The organism is Saccharopolyspora sp. NPDC050389 (assembly GCF_040655595.1).
Taxonomy (GTDB): domain Bacteria; phylum Actinomycetota; class Actinomycetes; order Mycobacteriales; family Pseudonocardiaceae; genus Saccharopolyspora.
This window is the reverse complement of record NZ_JBFAKG010000138.1, coordinates 1-20,350: the sequence shown is the minus strand read 5'-3', so window position 1 is coordinate 20,350 and position 20,350 is coordinate 1. Positions and strand designations below refer to the sequence as shown.

18 protein-coding genes and 3 pseudogenes are annotated in these 20,350 nt (G+C 67.0%); 9 read left to right on the top strand and 12 right to left on the bottom strand.

What is annotated here, in order from left to right; all coding sequences use genetic code 11:
• The first annotated feature begins 101 nt into the window (after positions 1 to 101).
• Positions 102 to 1,394, top strand: coding sequence for an ISL3 family transposase (locus AB0I53_RS45920; RefSeq protein ID WP_358616512.1), 1,293 nt, complete (start codon positions 102 to 104; stop codon positions 1,392 to 1,394).
• Positions 1,395 to 1,408: 14 nt separating this feature from the next.
• Here the strand turns inward: AB0I53_RS45920 and AB0I53_RS45915 are convergent, their stop codons facing one another.
• Together AB0I53_RS45915 and AB0I53_RS45910 are read right to left on the bottom strand one after the other, a co-directional pair.
• On the bottom strand, positions 1,409 to 1,681 hold the full coding sequence (locus AB0I53_RS45915; protein WP_358616510.1) for a hypothetical protein: 273 nt from the start codon (positions 1,679 to 1,681) through the stop codon (positions 1,409 to 1,411).
• A 176-nt stretch (positions 1,682 to 1,857) separates the two neighbouring features.
• Entirely contained in the window at positions 1,858 to 2,724 is an 867-nt protein-coding gene (locus AB0I53_RS45910) for a thermonuclease family protein (protein ID WP_358616507.1), read from the bottom strand.
• A gap of 17 nt (positions 2,725 to 2,741) precedes the next feature.
• Between AB0I53_RS45910 and AB0I53_RS45905 the strand changes: the two genes are divergently transcribed.
• Positions 2,742 to 3,107 carry a VOC family protein gene (locus AB0I53_RS45905; RefSeq protein ID WP_358616504.1) on the top strand — a complete coding sequence of 122 codons (366 nt, stop codon included), beginning with the start codon at positions 2,742 to 2,744 and terminating at the stop codon, positions 3,105 to 3,107.
• 52 nt (positions 3,108 to 3,159) lie between these two features.
• On the opposite strand, the gene AB0I53_RS45900 is transcribed toward AB0I53_RS45905, so the two are convergent.
• From AB0I53_RS45900 to AB0I53_RS45875, 6 genes are all read right to left on the bottom strand, one after another.
• Positions 3,160 to 4,122, bottom strand: a complete 963-nt coding sequence (locus AB0I53_RS45900) for a LysR family transcriptional regulator (RefSeq protein ID WP_358616501.1) — start codon at positions 4,120 to 4,122, stop codon at positions 3,160 to 3,162.
• Between the two features lie 98 nt (positions 4,123 to 4,220).
• Positions 4,221 to 6,050 carry an AMP-binding protein gene (locus tag AB0I53_RS45895; RefSeq protein WP_358616498.1) on the bottom strand — a complete coding sequence of 610 codons (1,830 nt, stop codon included), beginning with the start codon at positions 6,048 to 6,050 and terminating at the stop codon, positions 4,221 to 4,223.
• Positions 6,051 to 6,096: 46 nt separating this feature from the next.
• Positions 6,097 to 6,585, bottom strand: a complete 489-nt coding sequence (locus tag AB0I53_RS45890; protein ID WP_358389214.1) for a flavin reductase family protein — start codon at positions 6,583 to 6,585, stop codon at positions 6,097 to 6,099.
• A 4-nt stretch (positions 6,586 to 6,589) separates the two neighbouring features.
• A complete protein-coding gene (locus tag AB0I53_RS45885) occupies positions 6,590 to 7,306 on the bottom strand; it encodes an enoyl-CoA hydratase/isomerase family protein (RefSeq protein ID WP_165968543.1) in 717 nt (238 codons plus the stop codon).
• 76 nt (positions 7,307 to 7,382) lie between these two features.
• Positions 7,383 to 8,201, bottom strand: coding sequence for an enoyl-CoA hydratase/isomerase family protein (locus AB0I53_RS45880; RefSeq protein ID WP_132494144.1), 819 nt, complete (start codon positions 8,199 to 8,201; stop codon positions 7,383 to 7,385).
• On the bottom strand, positions 8,198 to 9,379 hold the full coding sequence (locus AB0I53_RS45875; protein WP_358497316.1) for an LLM class flavin-dependent oxidoreductase: 1,182 nt from the start codon (positions 9,377 to 9,379) through the stop codon (positions 8,198 to 8,200). The genes AB0I53_RS45880 and AB0I53_RS45875 overlap by 4 nt, the downstream gene beginning before the upstream one ends.
• 141 nt (positions 9,380 to 9,520) lie before the next feature.
• Here AB0I53_RS45875 and AB0I53_RS45870 point away from each other — a divergent pair, with 141 nt between their 5' ends.
• The 3 genes from AB0I53_RS45870 to AB0I53_RS45860 all read left to right on the top strand — a co-directional run bounded on the left by AB0I53_RS45870 (position 9,521) and on the right by AB0I53_RS45860 (position 12,649).
• Complete coding sequence (locus tag AB0I53_RS45870; RefSeq protein WP_132494146.1) at positions 9,521 to 10,288, top strand: creatininase family protein; 768 nt, start codon at positions 9,521 to 9,523, stop codon at positions 10,286 to 10,288.
• A 9-nt stretch (positions 10,289 to 10,297) separates the two neighbouring features.
• Positions 10,298 to 10,900 (top strand): TetR/AcrR family transcriptional regulator, encoded by a 603-nt coding sequence (locus AB0I53_RS45865; protein ID WP_207954850.1) that lies wholly within the window; start codon positions 10,298 to 10,300, stop codon positions 10,898 to 10,900.
• A 450-nt stretch (positions 10,901 to 11,350) separates the two neighbouring features.
• Entirely contained in the window at positions 11,351 to 12,649 is a 1,299-nt protein-coding gene (locus tag AB0I53_RS45860) for an MFS transporter (RefSeq protein ID WP_358497313.1), read from the top strand.
• A gap of 42 nt (positions 12,650 to 12,691) precedes the next feature.
• Here AB0I53_RS45860 and AB0I53_RS45855 read toward each other — a convergent pair whose 3' ends face one another.
• Complete coding sequence (locus tag AB0I53_RS45855; RefSeq protein WP_358497311.1) at positions 12,692 to 13,936, bottom strand: bifunctional 3,4-dihydroxy-2-butanone-4-phosphate synthase/GTP cyclohydrolase II; 1,245 nt, start codon at positions 13,934 to 13,936, stop codon at positions 12,692 to 12,694.
• A gap of 181 nt (positions 13,937 to 14,117) precedes the next feature.
• Here AB0I53_RS45855 and AB0I53_RS45850 point away from each other — a divergent pair, with 181 nt between their 5' ends.
• Positions 14,118 to 15,683 carry an acyl--CoA ligase family protein gene (locus AB0I53_RS45850; RefSeq protein ID WP_358616494.1) on the top strand — a complete coding sequence of 522 codons (1,566 nt, stop codon included), beginning with the start codon at positions 14,118 to 14,120 and terminating at the stop codon, positions 15,681 to 15,683.
• Positions 15,684 to 15,750: 67 nt separating this feature from the next.
• On the opposite strand, the gene AB0I53_RS45845 is transcribed toward AB0I53_RS45850, so the two are convergent.
• Entirely contained in the window at positions 15,751 to 15,996 is a 246-nt protein-coding gene (locus tag AB0I53_RS45845; protein ID WP_358616492.1) for an IS3 family transposase, read from the bottom strand.
• On the opposite strand from AB0I53_RS45845, the pseudogene AB0I53_RS45840 reads away from it, so the two are divergent.
• The 3 genes and pseudogenes from AB0I53_RS45840 to AB0I53_RS45830 form a co-directional block, all read left to right on the top strand.
• Positions 15,966 to 17,057 (top strand): annotated as a pseudogene (locus AB0I53_RS45840) (ISL3 family transposase); the annotation flags it as partial. The gene AB0I53_RS45845 and the pseudogene AB0I53_RS45840 sit on opposite strands and share 31 nt — an antisense overlap.
• A gap of 566 nt (positions 17,058 to 17,623) precedes the next feature.
• A pseudogene (locus AB0I53_RS45835) lies at positions 17,624 to 18,332 on the top strand (FAD-binding protein); the annotation flags it as partial.
• Positions 18,333 to 18,369: 37 nt separating this feature from the next.
• Complete coding sequence (locus AB0I53_RS45830) at positions 18,370 to 19,116, top strand: bacterial transcriptional activator domain-containing protein (RefSeq protein ID WP_358616489.1); 747 nt, start codon at positions 18,370 to 18,372, stop codon at positions 19,114 to 19,116.
• A gap of 700 nt (positions 19,117 to 19,816) precedes the next feature.
• Here AB0I53_RS45830 and AB0I53_RS45825 read toward each other — a convergent pair.
• Both AB0I53_RS45825 and AB0I53_RS45820 read right to left on the bottom strand, forming a co-directional pair.
• Positions 19,817 to 20,233, bottom strand: a complete 417-nt coding sequence (locus AB0I53_RS45825; RefSeq protein ID WP_358616486.1) for an Lsr2 family protein — start codon at positions 20,231 to 20,233, stop codon at positions 19,817 to 19,819.
• 19 nt (positions 20,234 to 20,252) lie between these two features.
• A pseudogene (locus AB0I53_RS45820) lies at positions 20,253 to 20,350 on the bottom strand (IS5/IS1182 family transposase); the annotation flags it as partial.

Here is a 20,350-nt window from a genome sequence, read left to right as displayed (position 1 = left end):
GGTTTCTGTTCCTCGACAGCTCAGAAACCTAGACGCAGCAACGACGTGCCCCTTCTCGCGGGCCAACTACCACCCACACATCAGTACGAAGAGCCAGAAAACTGGCTCTTGTGAGTCATGTGTTGGGGGTCGACAGGCGAACGGTGATCGAGGCTGTGGAGTTCGACGAGGCAGCCGAGGGGGTGGTGGTGCATGTGCGTCCGCACAAGCGCGGGCGGGCGGCCTGTGGGCGTTGCGGGCGCCGGTCGGCGCGGTATGACCGGGGCGAGGGCCGCCGCCAGTGGCGGGCCCTCGACCTGGGCACCATCCAGGTCCGCTTGGAGGCCGGAGCACCCCGGGTGAACTGCCGCGAGCACGGTCCCACCGTGGCGCGGCTGCCGTGGGCCAGGCATGGTGCGGGGCACACCTGTGCCTTTGATGCCACGGTGGCATGGCTGGCGATGCAGCGCTCGAAAACAGCGGTGTGTGAGCTGATGCGGATCGCCTGGCGCACCGTCGGGGCGATCGTGGCCCGGGCCTGGGCCGACACCGAGGCCGCCTCCGATCGGTTCGCGGGACTGCGGCGGATCGGCATCGACGAGATCTCCTACAAACGTCACCACCCGTATCTGACGATCGTGGTCGATCACGACACCGGCCGTCTGGTCTGGGCCGCCCCGGGACGCGACACCGCCACGCTGGAGACGTTTTTCGATGCCCTGGGCGAGAAGCGCGCCGCGGAGATCACGCACGTCAGTGCTGATGCCGCCCAGTGGATCGGCGAGACCGTCGCCCGACGCGCCCCGAACGCGATCCGCTGCGCCGATCCGTTCCACGTGGTGGCCTGGGCCACCGAAGCCTTGGATGCCGAACGGCGGCGGGCCTGGAACGACGCCCGGGCCCTGGCCCGCGCCGAAGGCGTCCGCGGCCGCGGCAAGCCTCGCCAGGACTCGCCCGCCCGACCCGGCCACGAGAAAACCCGCAAGCTCAAACACGCCCGCTACGCGCTGTGGAAAAACCCCGAAGACCTCACCGAAAAACAAGCCGGCAAGCTGGCCTGGATCGCCACCACCGACCCCCGCCTGCATCGCGCCTACCTGCTCAAAGAAGGACTCCGACACATCTTCAAAACCAAAGGCGAGGACGGAAAACACGCACTGGACCGGTGGATCAGCTGGGCCCGCCGGTGCCGCATCCCCGTCTTCATCGAGCTGGCCCGACGGATCGTCAAACACCGCGCCGCGATCGACGCCGCGCTGGAACACGGCCTGTCCCAAGGACTGATCGAGTCCACCAACACCAAAATCCGCCTGCTCACCCGAATCGCCTTCGGGTTCCGCAACCCCGAACCACTCATCGCACTGGCCATACTCGCCCTCGGCGGCCACCACCCCATCCTCCCCGGACGAACCTGACACCCACGGATACATCAGGAGAGCCACAAATCCTCCCACTTTCCTCCCATCGCCAGCGTCAAAATCCGTTCAACCAGGCCCTGATCGGCGATCTCGCGCAACACACGGCTCATCATCCCGTTGGCATCCGGCAGGTTTGGCTTCCGAATCGCCGGAACAACCTTGGCGAACGCGCTACGCGCCTGCTCACGACGCCAACCCTCACTGTTGAGTTCCAGGCTGTCCGCACCACTCGCAACGCTCGACTGGAACACTGCAGCCGAGCACTTCGCTACGCTGCTGGCCACCACCAACTAGCAGCCGTGTTGCGACGCCCCCTCGAATCCGCCATCGGTCGGGTGTGCGGGGGCGCGTTCTGCTGAGCGCCCGGCCTGTTGGGGATTCAAGCCGGACGCCACGAGTGCCGCGGAAAGCGTTCATGGCAATCAACGACTCTCTTCCCGCCGCCGCAGCGCATTGTGGCTCAGCACCACCACTTGCGAGCGCAGTAGCCACCGGTCAGCGAGCCATCGGGCAGGTTGGCATGGGGCGAATCGACGTCGATGTGGTAGTCGGGGTCGCCGTCTCCATCGTCGTCACCGTAAACCTTGGGCTTGCCGCACGGCTGACCGTAGAGCCCGGACGGGCGATACTCGGCGATGCTGTGGGAACTGCGGATGTGTTCCATGTAGGTGGGGTTGGCGTTGCCACCTTCGTAGGGCTTGGCCCACCCTTCCAACACGAGGGCGTCGCCGAGATCTTCGGCGAAGTACACCCCAACCTGAATGTAGGCGAGGGTGCGTCCGTATTTGTCGAGGTCGACGCCCGGTTTCTTGTGGAGCATCACCTGCTGGCCCTGCACCTTGGAACGCGTGAATTCGGTCGCTCCAGGCCCGGCGCAGGTGTCGGCTTCCGGGGCGTCGACGCCAAGCAGGCGGACGCGGCGGCTGCCGGCTAGTTCGAGGGTGTCGCCGTCGATCACCCGGGTCACAGTGACCAGTTCGCCGCCTGGATGGCAGGTACGTTGGCCGTCGTAGACGGTGTCGCTACTGTGGCACTTAAACGTCACCGACGGTGCAGCGGCTTTTGTGGTCGCGGGACTGGTGGCTGATGCGGAGGGCACCGTTGCGCCGATGCTCGACGCGCTGGGCGTGTTCCCGGGCGTTGTGGTGTCATTCCCGGTCACTTGATTGCATGCTCCGACGACCACGAGAAATCCGAGCACGCCGGCCCACACCTTGGCTTTCGACAGGAACTTCCACATCGTTGCCCGTTTCCATTCCGTCGCGCAACGCTCCGACTGCCCAGGATTGTTGCCGATGCCGCAAGAATCGCGGATCCGGAAAAACAATCGGCTACGTTGACCGTATGAACGACACCACGAAAATCGAGCCGGTAAAATTGGGAAATGTGCTGCACCCGGTGGCGGATGTGGACGCGGCCGTGCAATTCTACGCCGCAACTTTCGGCCTGGCAACGAAATTCGTCGACGGCGACCGCTACGCCGCCCTCGACGCGGGCGGCACCACGCTCGCCCTCGCCGGCCCTTCGGAAGACGTCACCGGTGGCGCACCCGCGGCGTCGTTCAAGGTGTCCGACGTCGCCGCAGCACTGGCCACACTGGTGGAAAGCGGCGGATCCGTTGTCCGGCAACCGGAGCAGGGACCGCACGAGGTGCGAGCCGTCGCGCGCGACCCCTGGGGAAACACCTTCGTCGTGTACGGACCGCAGTAGCGGGCCACTCACTCAAGGCGCCCGCCAACACGAAACCGTCCTTTTCAGACAGTCACATCGGGTGCGCGGCCGGCCACGTCGGCCGCTTCGCCGAGAACGCGAGACACCCTCGCGGGGGATCGATCTCAGCCGCACGCACGAAGTCCAGAAATCCAGCCGCGGCTGGAGACAGGTCTTGACCGCAGCGGTACACCACACCGGTGATTCTCGTCGCATTCGGCGATTTCACGGGTACCACCACGAGACCATCCAGGCTGAAGCCTTGCAACTCCAACGCGGGCAACGCCGCCACACCCACGCCCGCCCGCAGGAGCCCGCCGATCGCCGCCACGCTCGGCGCGTTGAAATGCCGGCTCACCGGGATCGAGTGCTCGCCGAACACTGCGTCGGTCATCGCTCGGATGCTGGTCCCGGGCGGCGTCGCGACCACCGTCTCGCCCCCGAAGTCCGACCACGAGAGGGACCCCTGCATCGACCAACGATGGCTGTGGTGCGCGACGCCGTAGAACTGTTCCCGCAGCAACGGTATGAAGCAAAAATCGTGCGGCAGGTCCCCGTTGGCGCTCAAGCCGAGTTCGGCAGTTCCCGCTCCGAGGTTCCCGAGCACCTCGGCGGCGTCCCCGTCCCTGATCTCAAACGTCACCTCGGGGTGGTCCGGCATGAAACCACGGATCATGTCCGGCAGCACCGCAGCGGCCAGCGACGGAAGTGCTGCCAGCGCAACGGTTCCGGACTGGGCCGCCACGTAGGACATGAAACGTTGCAACTGCGTGTCGAGGTCGTCCAGGACCGTGCCCGTCATGAGCAGAAAGGCTTGGCCCGCTGCGGTGGTGTCGAGCTGCCGAGTGGTGCGATCGAACAACCGCACCCGCAGGAGACGCTCGACCTCCTTGATCCTCCGGCTGAGGACCGACTGGGAGATGTGTTCGACCGCGGCCGCTTTGGTGAAGCTTCCGGATGCGGCGACGGCCTGGACCGCTCGAAGCTGCTGCAGTGTCAAGTCAGGAATCGGCATGGCTCCACCTCCTGTCGCGCACGCTCGGATGGACGTGGCGGTGCCGGGGCCGGCCGCGGCCCGGAGGGGGCACCGCCGCGGCCGGCCCGGCCCTTCCCTTAGTTCGGCTTCGAACGCACGTGGTCCGCGATCGCAGCGTCGTCGTTCACGCCGTACATGTCGTCGATCAGCGCCGCGAACGAGCTCACGACGGCCGTGCGTTTGATCTTGCCGTTCGCGGTCCGCTCGCCGCGCTCGACCTCCAGAGACCGCGGCAGCACACGAAAGTCCTTCAACTGCTCCACCCGCGCAAGGTCCGCGTTGACCCTGGCGACCTCTGCTCGCAGGCTTTCGGCCAGGGCCTCAGCAGACGGGGCGTCCGCGCTCGCGCTCGGCTCGAGCAGGACGGTGAGGTACTTGCGCGCATCGCCGACCACGATCGCCTCGTCGATCAGCAAGCTCTCCTTCAACCGGGTTTCGATGGGCTGAGGATTGATCGTCTTGCCGCCGCGGGTGATGATCACGTCCTTCTTCCGGCCGATGAGCCGGATGTCGCCGCGGGGTGCCCGCTCCATCAGGTCACCGGTGCGTAACCAGCCGTCCTGCAGAACAGCCTCGGTTTCCGCCGGGTTGCCCCAGTATCCGGTGAACAGCAAGGGCGCGCTGATCAGCATTTCGCCGTCGTCCGCGACTTTCACCTGGAAACGCGGGTCCGGGAACTCCCTGCCGATGAAGCCCGGACGAGGGAACGGCTGGTCGAAGTGCGCGATGGGACATCCCCCGGTCTCGGTGAGACCGTAGTTCTCGCGAAGATCGAGGCCCCAGATCTGCCAGATCGCGAGGACGCTCTCGGGCATCGCGGCGGATGCGGTGTAGGCGACGCGCATGCGATCCATACCGACGGTCGCCCGCAATGGCAGGAAGACCCCGCGGAGTGCCGCGGCGTAGGCGATCCGCAGCAGCGCCGACGGCCGGCGGTGGGACCAGCGGTTCTCGGCCACCCTGCGGCCGACCCACATGGCGGCGTCGTAGGCGCGGCGCCGGAACCAGGGCCAGGACTTGGTTCGTGCGATCAGTTCACCGGCGATCTTCTCGTAGAACCGTGGCGGCCAGAGCACTGACGTCGGCCGCACGGAGCGCAAAACCTCTTCGTAGACGTCCAGGCGGCAGTAGGTGACCATCAGCTTGGTGAGCAGCGGGGCGAAGACCACCACCAGCGCCGGCGCCACGTGCGCCAGCGGCAGGAAGCCCACCACGTCGTATCGGCGGCGGGTGATGTCCGGGTACAACCCGGAGAAGGTCTGGACCGAATGTTGAAGGGTCCGGTGCGAGTGCGTGACGCCCTTTGGAGCTCCCGTGGACCCCGACGTGTAAAAGAGCACGGCGGCGTCGTCGAGGGATCCGGCGGCGACCAACTCGGACAGTCGATCCGGTTTGTCGCCGGCGTGCCACGCTCCTTCGTCGCGCAGCGCGTCCCACGTCATTCCTGTGACCGGCTCGGGCAGCGCCGGCGGAGCGTCGTCGATGCCGAGCACGAGTCGCAGAGACGGGGTGCGTGCGGCGACGTTCGCGACCTTGGCGAGCTCCGTCGCCGTCTCGCCGATGAACGCGACCGCCTCGCTGTGCGCGAGGAGTTGCTCGATCTCGGCGACCGAGTTGGTCGGGTACACGCCGATCACGACGCCGCCCACGCTATGCACGGCCAGCGCGGCGAACACCCACTCCGGGCGAGCGCTGCACATCACCGCGACACGGTCACCGTGCTTGACCCCGTGCGCGACGAGTCCAAGCGCGAGATCACGGACATGGTCCGCATAGGACCGCCAGGTGATCTCCTGCACGACCCCGTCACGCCAGTGACGCATCGCGACGGCGTCGGGTTCTCTACGCGCGCGATCGAGCAGCAGCCCCGGAAAGGTCCGGGTCGGTTCGAAATTGGTCAGGTCCATGACACGGCCTCTCTTCCGGAGCTGACACGCCCCCGCGCGGTGATGTTCATGCAGCGCTCTCTCCGAGATGAAGGAAGTCACCTCGGTACCACATCACCGGCTCGTCGCTGCCTGCCCGCGCGTCGTGCACCCGGCCGATGAGGATCACGTGATCTCCGCCTGGTACGACCTGCTCGAGTTCGCACCGGATGACCGCCGCCGCATCGGGCAGGAGCGGATGCCCCTCTTCGTCGAACTCGAAGTTCCCCTCGGCGAACTTGTTCTCCCCTTTCGTCGCGAACCTGATCGCGAGGTCCGCGTGCGCGGGCGTCGCGATGTTCACGACGAACCGCTCAGCCGCCTGGAAGACGGGGAAACAGTTGGCTCGCCGGTCCAGGCACACCAGGATCAGTGGCGGGTCGAGCGACAGCGACGCGAACGAGCTCGCGGTGAACCCGTGCAGCGTGCCGGACTCACTTCGCGTCGTCACGATCGTCACGCCTGAAGGAAAGCGGCCCAGCACGGAACGGAAGGTGGCTGGGTCCAGCTCGTGCATTCGATCAGTCATTCCATGCCTCGCGAGCGGCTCGAGCGGCTGGGTCGGTGAATATCGTGCGCGCGTCAGCGGCCGTGACGCGCAACTGTTCCTCGGCAGGCAATCCGGCGATGTCCGCGCACAACGCCCGTTTGAGCGCCGCGAACACGGCCGGCGGTTTCGCCGCTGCCGTGCGCGCGTACGCCACAGCCGCCGTGAGCAGGTCGCCCTGCTCGTCCACGTGGTCGACGAGACCCAGGGTCTGCGCCTCGAACGCGTCGACAGGCTCGCCGCCCAGCAGGAGGCGCCGGGCCGCGCGATCGCCCAGGACGGCGCGCACCCGCGCGATTCCCTTCACCGCGGGCAGCATCCCGTGATTCACCTCGGGGAAGACGAACCGCGCCACGGCCGAGGCATACACGACATCGGCGAACAGCGCCATTTCGATGCCGCCACCGACGCACCAGCCGTTGACCGCGCACACCAGTGGCCGGGGAAAGTCTTCCAGCGCGCGCAACAGCGCGTGGAACGCCGTCATCCGCTCGACCATCGACTCGGCTTGGTAGCCGTTGGCCTCCTTGAGATCGCCGCCTGCGCAGAAGAAGCGCTCACCGGCTCCCGTGAGGACCACCGCGGGGGCGTCGGGCCGCCCGGCGAGAATTTCCAGTGTGGTCGTCAGCTCGCTGACGAGCGCGTTGCTCAGCGCGTTGGCCGGCGGGTGGTTCAGCGTCAGGACGATCACGCCATCCACCTCGGCCGACATTTGCACGGCGCCGAGCGCTGTGTGGTGTGAAGCTGCGGTCATGCTCTTCCCCCGGTCAGTTCGCCGGGGCGCCGACGGTGCGGGCGGAGGGAAAGTCGACAGCGCGCTTCTCGCGGAATGCCTGGCGTGCTTCGGCGTAGTCGGCGCCGAGGAAGTCGAGGATCTCCAGCGCAGCGGACAGCTCGTGCTGGGGCACCGCGTTGGTGAGCCAGGCGTTGAGCGCGCGTTTGGTGAACCGGATCGCCTGCTGGGAACCGCGTGCCAGCTGGGACGCGACCTCCAGGGCGCGCGGCAATACCTGCTCGCGCGGGACGGACAGGCTCACGAGCCCGATCCGCTCGGCCTCGCTACCGGTCAGCTTCTCTGAAGTGAGCACGTAGTACTTGGTCTTGGCCATACCTACCAGCAGCGGCCAGATCAGCGCCGCGTGGTCCCCGGCGGCCACCCCGACCCGGGTGTGGCCCTCGATCAGCACCGCGTCGTCCGCCGCGATGCTGATGTCGGCCAGCAGCGCGGTCGAGAGTCCGTAGCCCACCGCGGGGCCGTTGATCGCCGAGATGATCGGTTTCTCGATCCGCAGGACCGTCGAGACCCGCTGGCGTTCCGACTCCAGCATCGCCAGCGCCTGCTCGGACGTGGGGTCGGGCTGGGCGACGTCCATGCCCGTGCAGAAAGCCTTGCCGGCTCCGGTGATGACGACGACCTTGGTCTGTTCGTCGCGCTCGACGTCGGCCCAGATCCGATTCATCTCCTCGAACATCGGCAGGGTGAGCGAGTTGTACCGGTCGGGGCGGTTGAGCGTGATCAGCAGAACGCCGCCGTCGCGGCGCTCGATGAGGACATCGCCGGTACCGTGGTTGTAGAGGTCGCTCATTGCACGGACTCCTTCTCGTTCAGGAGGTTCTGCTCGGTCTGGAACTTGCGCAGCGCCTGTTCGTGCGCGGGGCGCGCAGCCCGGATGTCGGCGAGCACGTCGTCGGCTGGGCGCACCACGTTGCGCGGGTGCTTGAAGCGCGGGATCACATATTTGCCGAACAGTTCGATCGAGCGCAGGAGCTGGTCGTGGGGCAGGCTGTCGACGCGCAACACGAGTGCGTCGACACCCATGTCCACGTACCGCTGCACGTGCTCGATGCAGTGGTCCGGGTCGCCGACGAGGAAGCCTTGCGAGCGCTCGAACATGTACTCCTCGTCGTCGAAGTCGACGTCCTTGACCGCGCCCATGTACGCGTAGTCCTTCGACAGGGTGGAGAGCCGCTCGTAGGCGCCGGTCGAGAGCTTGGCCATGTCGAACAAGGGCTTCGCCTGCTCACGCGCCAGCGCCGTGGTCTCCGCACAGTGCATGCCACCGCTGATCGTGACCATCTTGCGCGGCGTGATCGGGTACGGGTGGCTGGTGGCGGCCAGGGTCTCGTCGTAGAGCTTCAGCAGGTTCTCCACGAGGTCGAACCCGAGGTAGAACCCGCCCATGATGGCTCCGATGCCCAACTCGGCGGCGGTCTCGACCGAGCTCGGGCTGCCGGTTGCGGCGGAGATCGGTGGGTAGGGCCACTGCAGGGGCTTGGGCACCAGGCTGCGCGGCGGGATTTTGTAGTGCTCGCCCACGAACGAGAACGGGTCCTCGAGGAACGCGCGGCGGATCAGGTCGATGCCTTCGCGCCACTGCGCCTTGTTCTCGGCCGGGTCGACCTCGAACGCGCGCAACGCGAGCGTTGTGTTGCCACGTCCGGTACCCAGCTCGACTCGGCCGTGGGACAGGATGTCCTCGGTCGCGATGCGCTCCGCGACGCGCAGCGCGTGGTTCATCCGCGTCGGCAGCAGCGTCACCAGGTGGATGAAGCGGATCCGGTTCGTCAGAGCCATCAGGTACGGGTAGAGCACCTCCGGAGCGGACACCGTCGCGGTGCCGATCGCGACGTGCTGCTCGGAGCTGCCGAAGGCGTCGAAACCGACTCGCTCGGCGAGTAGCACCTCGTCGACCAGCTCCCGGTAGCGGTGCTCGTGCGTGAGCCCGACCGGGGTGTCCCCCTCGGTCATGAGGATGAAGTCCATGCCAGCCCTTCCATCGAATGTTACTGACGACTAACGTAGGACGTGGCTCGAAGCTGGTCAAGCGTCGATTGAGAGGCGCCAAGTGTTATCAGCGAGTAATTTGATCGGTCAGCGAGGACGCAACGTGGAACGAGGCCGCCCATGAGCGAACTGAGGATCGAGTGCCTGACCTCGCCCGAGATCGCGGACGCCATCGCGAGCGGCATGCGCACCGCTGTCCTGCCGTTGGGCGCCACGGAACAACACGGCGCGCACCTCCCGCTGTCGGTCGACAGCGAGCACGCCGATCGCCTGGGCGTCCTCGTCGCCGAGCGGCTCGGCGACGCGCTCGTGCTTCCGACGGTGCGGATCGGCTGCTCGGCGCACCACCTCGGTTTCGCCGGGACACTCTCCGTGCAGGCCGAGACCCTCGAAGCGATCTGTTTCGACTGCTGCGCGAGCCTCGCCGCGCACGGCTTCCAGCGTGTGCTGATCTTCTCCGCCCACATCGGCAACTACCCGTTGCTCGGCGAGATCGAGCCGAAGCTCGCGGCGCGGCTCCCCGACGGTCCCGACGTCATCGCCTTCGCGGACTCGGCCGCGATCCTCGACGTCTGGCGAGACGCGGCCGACCACGTCGCCGCCCTCGCCGAACAGGTCGGAGGTCACGCCGACGTCGCCGAAAGTTCGATCATGCTGGCAGTGCGGCCGGACCTCGTCCGCAGCGACCTGGCCGACGCGGGCTTCACCGGGACGATGGACGAGGACATGCTGGCCCAGGTGTTGACCGGCGGCGTCAAGGCCGTCGCCCCTAGCGGGGTTCTCGGTGACCCCCGGGGCATGTCGTCCAAGCTGGGGTTCGCCTGTCTCAACGCCGTGGCGGACCTGCTCTCGGGGTACGCGCAATCACGTTATCGGCCCGTCACTTAAGCTGGACCTGTGTCGAGCTCATCCTCTCCTCGTACCGCTTCGCCGCGCGGCACCCGCCGGCAGGAGCTGATCAGGGTCGCTGGCGAACTGTTCCACGAACGCGCCTTCGATGCGGTCACCAACGAGATGATCGGTGCGCGAGCCGGGGTGTCCGGTCCCGCGCTCTACCGGCACTTTCCGAGCAAGCAGGCATTGCTCGTCGCCGTGCTCGAGGACCCGCTGAACGACCTGCTCGCCCACGCGCGCGAGATCGCGGCCAAGGTGACGGACCCGCGCAAGGCTCTCGAAGAGATGATCGACTACCACGTCACACGCAGTCTGCAGAACGTGCCGTCCACGCTCGTCTTCCTGAAGAACGAGCACAACGTCCCCGAGGACGAACGCCATCGCATGCGGCGGTTGATGCGCCTCTACGCCGAGGAGTGGAGCGGCCTGGTCGAGCGGCTGCGGCCCGATCTGTCGGACGCGCAGACCCGCATCCTCACCCACGCCGTCTTCTCGATGATCAACTCGGTTCCGCAGTTCAACAGCGGACTGGATCCCGAGAGTGTCGGGAAAACCATCCAGACCGCGGCGATCAACGCGCTGCTCGTCCCGCCGGACGCGGTCTGACGCGACGCACTCATCGCCGTTTTCCTGGTCCGCCAGAGGAATCGGCGAACACACCGGCAACTCGTCGACCGATCGACAGTGACAGGGCGCGTTCCCGTTCCGCAGATTGTCCACAATAGATACATTGTGTCGCCGGCAATCCCGCTTCCGCATCCATCCGTGCGGAATTTGCAATAGTCCTTGCACGCCAACGCATTGCGCGTCCGCACGCGACGAGTCAGTGTCGATAGGTGCGAAGCGCGGCGAATGTTCGCGCACGCAGCTCGTGCCAATCCACGCGGTGTAGCACGCGATCGACGGCGCTGTACCGGTGCGCCCCGACACCTGACGGAAATCCCCGCTGCCGACCACCGACCTGACAAGGGTGCCCCGGAAACCGCCCCGGCGGAAGCGTCCAGTGATGGGAACCACCCGCCTGTCGCGCTTGCTCGGGGATGACAAGGAGAGTCAATGACGACCGCACAGCATTCCGAGAAGGTGATCAGCTCGAGATCCGCCCGGCGCGCCTCGCTCGCGGGTGGTGTCGGGACGCTGATCGAGTACTACGATTTCAGCGTCTACGGGCTCCTGACGCTGACCATCGGACCGTTGTTCTTCCCCAGCCACAATCCGACGGTCTCGACGCTGTCCACGCTCGCGGTGTTCGCGTCGTCCTACCTCATCCGCCCGCTGGGCGGCTGGTTCTTCAGCCGCCTCGGTGATCGGCGGGGCCGACGGACCGCTCTCGTCGCGACGATCGTGTTGATGGGCGTCGCGTCCGGCGTGATCGGCCTGCTGCCCACCTACGGGCAGGTCGGAGTCGCCGCGACGATCGCCATCATCCTCGCGCGACTCGCCCAGGGACTCGCGGCCGGCGGTGAGATCGGCGGCGCGGCGACCTACATCGCCGAGCTGGCTCCGCCGGGCAAGCGGGGTTACTACGGGTCGACGATCTCCATCGGGTCCACGCTCGGGTTCGCGGTGGCCGCGGCCGTGGTCGGGGTGGTCCGGTTGCTGGTCCCGGCCGACCAGATGCCGGTGTGGGGCTGGCGGCTCCCGTTCCTGCTCTCGCTGCTGCTCACCGTCGTGTGCCTGTGGGCTCGCCTGCGGGTGGAGGAGTCGCCCCAGTTCCAGGAGCTCAAGGAGAAGGCCGAGATCGTGCGCGGCCCGATGCTGGCCGCGCTGCGGAGCCACCCGCTGTCAGTGGCCCGCGTCGCGGGCCTGGCCATCGCCTTCAACGGCACGGGCTACTTCGGCGTCGCCTACTTCGCGATCTTCCTGCAGCAGGAAGGGTTTTCCGCGACCGCTGTCGCCTGGACGTCGGCGCTGTCCATCGCGTTGGCCACCATGACCTACCCCTGGGCAGGCAGGTTGACGGATCGCTTCGACCGCAAGCCGATCCTGCTCGCGTCCTACCTCGCCTACGCCGTCATCGCCTGGCCGGTCTTCGCGCTGCTCATCGCCACGACCAGCCTATGGGTAGTCGGGGTCGTCTACCTGGTCTGCCTGTTCTTCAGCGGCTGGGCGCAGGTTCCGGCGTGGCCGCTGGCCACCGAAATGTTCCCGGCGAACGTGCGGTACTCGGGCATCGCGCTCGGGTACAACATCGGTGCGATCATCGGCGGCATCACGCCGCTGGTCGCTGCGGCCCTCGTGGCAGGAACCGGAAGCAGGACGAGCCCCGTCTACTGGATCGTCGCAGTGGCGCTGGTCGGCGTGATCACCGTGGTGCGGCTGCCGAAGACCGCATCGAAGCCGCTACCCAGCTGACCGCACGGCCGGGCCGGCCTCCGGCCCGGCCGTCGTGGCCGGCTACGCGAACGCATGGCCCATGCGGTCTCGTTTGGTGCGCAGGTACCGCAGGTTCTGCGGGGTCTCGACGGCCGGCAGCGCGACCCGTTCCACGATCTCGAGCGCGTCCCCGTCCAGATCGTCGTACTTCGCGGGGTTGTTGGTGATCAGGCGCAGTCTGCGGACTCCCAGGTGAGCAAGGATCTGGGCCCCCGCACCATAACTGCGGGAATCGACGGGAAGCCCCTGCGCGGTGTTCGCGTCGACGGTGTCCAGACCGAGCTCCTGCAAGGCGTAGGCGCGGATCTTGTGAGCCAGTCCGATGCCGCGCCCTTCGTGCCCTCGCAGGTAGACGATGACACCACAGCCCTCCTCAGCCACGGCACGCATCGCTTGCTCGAGCTGCGTTCCGCAGTCACAGCGCAACGAGCCGAGGATGTCGCCCGTGAGGCACTCGCTGTGCACGCGGGCCAGGACGCCCCGCTCGGAGCGCGTGGCCGCTGCGATGTCGCCCATGACGAGAGCCAGGTGCTCGGCACCGTCCACATGCCACCGGTACGCGATCGCCTCGAAGTCGCCGAAGACGGTCGGCATCGTCGAGTTCGCCACGGGTTCGACGAGCTCTTCCGTGGCGCGCCGGTAGCGGATCAAGTCGGCGATCGCGAGCACCGGCAGGTCGTGGTCCTGCGCGAACGCGGTCAGCGCCGCACCACGCAGCATCTCGCCGTCGTCACCGATCAGCTCACTGATGATGCCGACCGGCCGGCGACCGGCAAACCGCAGCAGATCTACAGTGGCCTCGGTGTGCCCGGCACGGACCAGGACGCCGCCCTCGCGCGCCCTCAACGGGAAGATGTGACCCGGGCGGCGGAGCACATCAGGCGTCGTGGCCGGGTCCGCCAGTACACGGCACGTCTGCGCCCGCGCGGTCGCCGAGACACCGGTACCGGTGTCCACGTGGTCCACGGTCACGGTGAACGCCGTGCCGTGCGCGTCCTGGTTGTCGGCCACCATCGGCGGAAGCCCGAGCATGTCGGCCCGCTCGGAGGTCATCGGCGTGCAGACGATGCCGGTCGTGTGCGCAACGAGAAAGGCCATTTGCTCAGGCGTCACGCTCTCGGCAGCCAGAATCAGGTCGCCCTCGTTCTCGCGGTCGTGGTCGTCCACGACCACGACCATGCGCCCCGCGGCCAGCGCGTCCACTGCGGCCCGCACGCTCTCCGCCGAGGTCGCCGCAAGGTTCCTCAGTCCTGTCGCGGTGGTCATGCCGAATCTCCCTGTTCCCGAATCAACCAGCTATGTTACTTACCGATAACATTTTCAGGGCTCACTCGAAGCCTTGACGTCATGATTGCTACAGCCTACGTTACTCGTCAATAACATTTAAGGGAAGGGTGGACATGGACTTCTTCCTCATGACCGGCAACCCGGCCCGTGGAGGCGTGCGATGACTCCCGACGTGGACTCCTTGTCCTTCGAGCCGCTGACCCCGACCTCGTACCTGGATCGAGCCGCAGCGGCGCACGGAGATCGGGTCGCGGTGGTGGATGGGCCGTCCCAGTGGACCTACGCGGAGCTGCACGACCGGTGCCGGCGGCTCGCGGGCGGACTCGCGCCGCTGGCCGGAGGTCGTCCAGTGGCGGTGCTGGCACCGAACACCCACGTGGCGCTGGAGGCGCACTACGGGGTGCCGTGGACAGGAGTGCCACTGGTCGCGGTGAACACCCGGCTGGCCGCGGACGAGGTCGCCTACATCCTGGCGCACTCCCGCGCCGCCGTGCTGATCCACGACCCGTCGTTCGACGCGCTGGCGGATGAGGTGCTCACCCGGATGGACGCCCCGCCACGCCGGATCCGGTCGGGACAGGAGTACGAGGACCTGCTGGCCGCAGCGCAGCCGCTGCACCGGACCCCGGCCGACGAGCGGTCGCTGCTGTCGATCAACTACACGTCGGGGACCACTGGCCGGCCGAAGGGTGTGATGTACCACCACCGGGGCGCGTTCCTGCAGGCCTTGGCGATGGTGGGGCATACCGGGTTGACGCCGTCGAGTGTGCACCTGTGGACGCTGCCGATGTTCCACTGCAACGGATGGACGTTCCCGTGGGCGGTGACCGCAGCGGCCGCTACGCACATCTGTCTCTCCAAAGTAGACCCTACGGAGATCTGGCGGCTGCTGCGGGAGGAGGGCGTCACGCACCTCAACGGGGCACCGACCGTGCTGTCGATGATCGCGTACGCCCGCGAGGCCGAGCCGCTTGAGCACACGGTGCGGATCGCCACCGGTGGTGCGCCGCCGTCGCCGTCGATTCTGCGGCGAACGACGGAGCTGGGGTTCGATGTCACGCACCTGTACGGACTGACCGAGACCTACGGACCCGCCATGCTGTGCGACTGGCGCCCGGAATGGAACGACCGTGACGCCGAAGCGCGGGCGCGGCTCAAGGCTCGCCAGGGCGTCGGGAACATGATCGCCTGCGTCCCGCGGGTCATCGCGGAGGACGGTACGGACGTCCCGGCGGACGGGATCACCACAGGGCAGATCGCGTTGCGCGGCAACAACCTCATGCTCGGCTACCTCGACGACCCGGAGGCCACCCTGGCGGCGGTGCCGGACGGCTGGTTCCGGACCGGGGACATCGGCGTCGTGCACCCCGACGGGTACGTGGAGCTGCGCGACCGCTCGAAGGACGTGATCATCTCCGGGGGAGAGAACATCGCGTCGGTCGAGGTGGAGCAGGCGATCATGGACCATCCGGCGGTGCTGGAGGTCGCGGTGATTGCGGTGCCGGACGAGCGCTGGGGCGAGGTCCCCGCCGCCTACGTGACGCTGCACGACGGGGCCACCGCTACTGAGGCGGAGCTCATCGAGCACGTGAAGGGCAGGCTGGCCCGGTTCAAGGCGCCGAAAACGGTCGTGTTCGCCGAGCTGCCGAAGACCTCCACCGGGAAGATCCAGAAGTTCGTGTTGCGGGACAAGGCCTGGACCGGGAGCGAAAAACGCATCAGGTGAACGAGGAAACGCGGGGGCGGCACGATCGTGAACTGGTCCCCGTGAGTTGGACCGGTTAAGTAAGAGTTTAGGCCGCGAGGGCTTGGGCCCGGTATTGCACCGGGCTCAGGCCCTCGCAGTGTGTGTGGCTTCGTGTGGTGTTGAACCAGACGATGTAGTTGTCCAGGGCGGTGGTGAACGCTTCGACGCTGAGGTAGCGGGTGTGGTGGAAGAGTCCTTCTTTGAGGTGCCCGAAGAAGCTCTCGATGACGGCGTTGTCATGGCATTCGTCGGCTACCGGTGTCTCGCCAGGTCCGCTTGGAGGCCGGAGCACCCCGGGTGAACTGCCGCGAGCACGGTCCCACCGTGGCGCGGCTGCCGTGGGCCAGGCATGGTGCGGGGCACACCTGTGCCTTTGATGCCACGGTGGCATGGCTGGCGATGCAGCGCTCGAAAACAGCGGTGTGTGAGCTGATGCGGATCGCCTGGCGCACCGTCGGGGCGATCGTGGCCCGGGCCTGGGCCGACACCGAGGCCGCCTCCGATCGGTTCGCGGGACTGCGGCGGATCGGCATCGACGAGATCTCCTACAAACGTCACCACCCGTATCTGACGATCGTGGTCGATCACGACACCGGCCGTCTGGTCTGGGCCGCCCCGGGACGCGACACCGCCACGCTGGAGACGTTTTTCGATGCCCTGGGCGAGAAGCGCGCCGCGGAGATCACGCACGTCAGTGCTGATGCCGCCCAGTGGATCGGCGAGACCGTCGCCCGACGCGCCCCGAACGCGATCCGCTGCGCCGATCCGTTCCACGTGGTGGCCTGGGCCACCGAAGCCTTGGATGCCGAACGGCGGCGGGCCTGGAACGACGCCCGGGCCCTGGCCCGCGCCGAAGGCGTCCGCGGCCGCGGCAAGCCTCGCCAGGACTCGCCCGCCCGACCCGGCCACGAGAAAACCCGCAAGCTCAAACACGCCCGCTACGCGCTGTGGAAAAACCCCGAAGACCTCACCGAAAAACAAGCCGGCAAGCTGGCCTGGATCGCCACCACCGACCCCCGCCTGCATCGCGCCTACCTGCTCAAAGAAGGACTCCGACACATCTTCAAAACCAAAGGCGAGGACGGAAAACACGCACTGGACCGGTGGATCAGCTGGGCCCGCCGGTGCCGCATCCCCGTCTTCATCGAGCTGGCCCGACGGATCGTCAAACACCGCGCCGCGATCGACGCCGCGCTGGAACACGGCCTGTCCCAAGGACTGATCGAGTCCACCAACACCAAAATCCGCCTGCTCACCCGAATCGCCTTCGGGTTCCGCAACCCCGAACCACTCATCGCACTGGCCATACTCGCCCTCGGCGGCCACCACCCCATCCTCCCCGGACGAACCTGACACCCACGGATACATCAGGAGAGCCCTTTATGAACGCACTTCCCTACGAGGCACACCGAAACCACCCACGCGGGTGAACAGCGGCGCCTCCCATTGCGCGACCTCATTTCGATCGAGCGAAGCCGATCCTTTCGGGACGATCACCCAAGATCCACAACAGACACGAAAAAACCCGCTGACCTGCACTTATGTGCCGATCAGCGGGCCTTCTCCATGGTCGGGCTGACAGGATTTGAACCTGCGACCCCTTGACCCCCAGACATGTCCACAAAAGACACTGACCAGCGAAAACCAAGAAACCGCAGGATAGTCCGGTGCAGTTCGCTGCCGTTCAGTGCAGTACAGCGCGGTTCATACCCACACGATCCTCCCACTTTCCTCCCAGCACCAGCGTCAAAACAACCGCCGTTAACGCCCGTCGGCGGTGTCCAGCACGGTAGATTCGATGTGGTGCCCCGCCACGGGCGCGGTGTCAGCCAGGTCGCCACAGTGTTGCCGATGATGTTCGCCGACGCTGCGGAAGAAAACTCATCACCGCCAACCCCGGTCCGCACCCGCCGACGCGGGCCGGCGCCCGGCTGGTCAACCGCGACCGGATGTGGCACTACACGGAGGGACTGGCCAACCACAGCCCGATCTGGCCCGACCACGGCATCCGGGTGCTCGCCGCGCCGTCCTCGCTGTGGTTCGACGCGCGCGGCCGCCGGTTCCCGAATCCCAGCATCCCGAGCTACGACACCCTCGGAACGCTCAAGCTGATCAAGGACACCGGCTACGACTACTCCTGGTTCGTGCTGAACCAGCGGATCATCAACAAGGAGTTCGTCCTCTCCGGTTCCGAGCAGAACCCGGAACTGACCAGGAAGGACCTGGCGGGCTACCTGGCGAGCAGGCTGCTGAACTCGACTCCACCGCCGGTCAAGCACCAAGGACGAGCAGATCATGGGGATCCGCAACTCGCTGGCCTACTCCGGCGATCTCCTCGCGCGCACCACTCCCCTGCACAAGATCCTGGACCCGGCCGCCGGCCCGCTGATCGCCATCAGGATGAACATCCTGACCCGCAAGACGCTCGGCGGCCTCCAGACCGACCTGTCCGGCCGGGTCCTGGACGCGCGAGCCGTCCCCATCCCCGGGCTGTACGCCGCGGGCGAGGTAGCGGGCTTCGGCGGCGGCGGAGTCCACGGCTACCGCGCACTGGAGGGAACTTTCCTCGGCGGCTGCCTGTTCTCCGGCCGCCAGGCGGGCCGGGCCGCAGCCGCGGCGACGGCCTGACCCGGCGAAGCCGGGCCCCCGGCGACAGGCCGGTCTTGTGCAACGTGCGCAGCATCGCGTGCACGTACGTCGACCGGCTATTTCCAAGCAGCAGGGTTCTGCTTCCCGCCTGGGATTGGCCACCGCCCGACCCACCAACGCACTCAACACCGCCCTCTCCCGGCTACGCGCCACGCTTGCCCGCGCTACCCACGACGACGCCGGCGACATCGTGGACACCAGCAACCGGCATCTGCGGCTGAACGCTGATCTCGTCGAGGTCGACTACCACCACTTCACCCAAGCCGAACACGCCAGCCGTGACCGGGACACCACGCACCGCCTCGCCGCGCTGCGCGAAATCGTCGATGCCTACCGGGGCGAACTGGGTGAGGGCATCGATTCCGAATGGATCCACACCGTGCGGCACGCCGCGCAACGCACCGCGATCAATGCCATCAGCGAACTCGCTCGTCACCACGTCGCCGACGATCCCCGGCACACCCTGGAACTGCTGGAAACCGCCACCAGCTTCGACCCCTATAACGAACATCTCTACCGCGACATCATGCGACTGCAGGACCGTCTCGGCACCCATGACGGTATCCCCCGCACCCTCGCGCTCCTGGAGGCACGGTTGCGGGACATCGACTGCGAACCCGCACCCGAAACCCGTGCCCTTGCCGCCGCGCTGCAACACCGCCACGCCCAACAGGTGGCCCGGTCTGTTCCCCCACCGTCACCCACCGAAGCAGATACGCGCGACATGGGTCCGCTGCACCGCGCCGCACCACAGTCCGGTTGACAACGGCCCCGACCGGAGCGTCCATACCACTGGCTCCTACGAATCGGAGACCACCAAGGGAGATAACGAAAATGTCCTCAGTAGACCACTCGCTGTTTCACACGCCGCCGACACAGGAACTGCGCGCCCCCGGCCCGCGGCCGAACCGGGGGCCGGCAGTGCCGTGCGCCTCGCCCACCCCGCGCACCCGACTGACCTGCACCCTGGGCCCCCCGCCGCCGATGCGCATGCCACGCAACACCGGCGGCATCGTCATCACCTCCACCGACCGAGACCCCCACCAAGCCCTCACCGGCTTCACCGGGGCCTGGAAACCGAACCTCACCCCCACCGAGCTCCCCACGGGAACCGTTGTCCTGCAGCTCCTTCCACCCGCCGATGGCGACGACCCTGATCTGGTCGACGTCTGGTTGTGGCTCACCCGCCGCGGGCGCTGGCTGACACTGGGCTGCTGGAAAAACACGGGACCAGGATGGATCTACCGCGCCACGCCGCTGATCCACGCCGCCATGCCCACACCACAGGCCGGCACAGCGCCCCAAGACACCAGAAACTCGCCACGACTGCGCGCTGTGCCCGCCCACCGCCCGTAAAAGCTCGAGCCATGGAGGAAAAACCGATACACTATGCTGACGGTCAGGCCGCCCCACCACATCAGTCGAGGGGCGGCCTGACCGCGCCAAGGCACCTTGGTGCACTGCTAGAGCGACGAAAACTGCGGCGGCGCCAGCTCAGGGGCACACACAACGTTCCGCGGCCCTTGCTTGGCTTTCGACTCCACCACCGTGATCTGGACCGGTGGGCCGGCATCACGGTGCGCTGCCTGCTCCGCCGCTGACTTGTCGCCGACCTGCGTACGGGCACGGTGGGCTGCCTCACGAATCTGCGCCGTCAGTGCCGTGTCGACCTCACGAGCCCTGCGACGATCACGCTTGGCGCCCCGATTCCCGCCTCGAGCAGGCTCCCGACGCGCGTGAGTGATGTAGTGCTCCAGCAGCGACCGCAGGTCCTGCGTGTGGCGAGCATTGAGATCGATCTCGTAGGTCACCCCGTCCAACGAGAACATCGTAGTCTGCCCAGCCGGCGAGCCATCGATGTCGTCAACAAGCTCAACCACAGTTCTTTTAGAGCTTGTCTCATTTCGCGAGTTTCTTGAAGCAGGTGAGGGCGGCGGCGAGGGTGAGGAAGGCGCAGAAGTGGTTGGCATAGCGCTCGTAGCGGATGGTCAATCGCC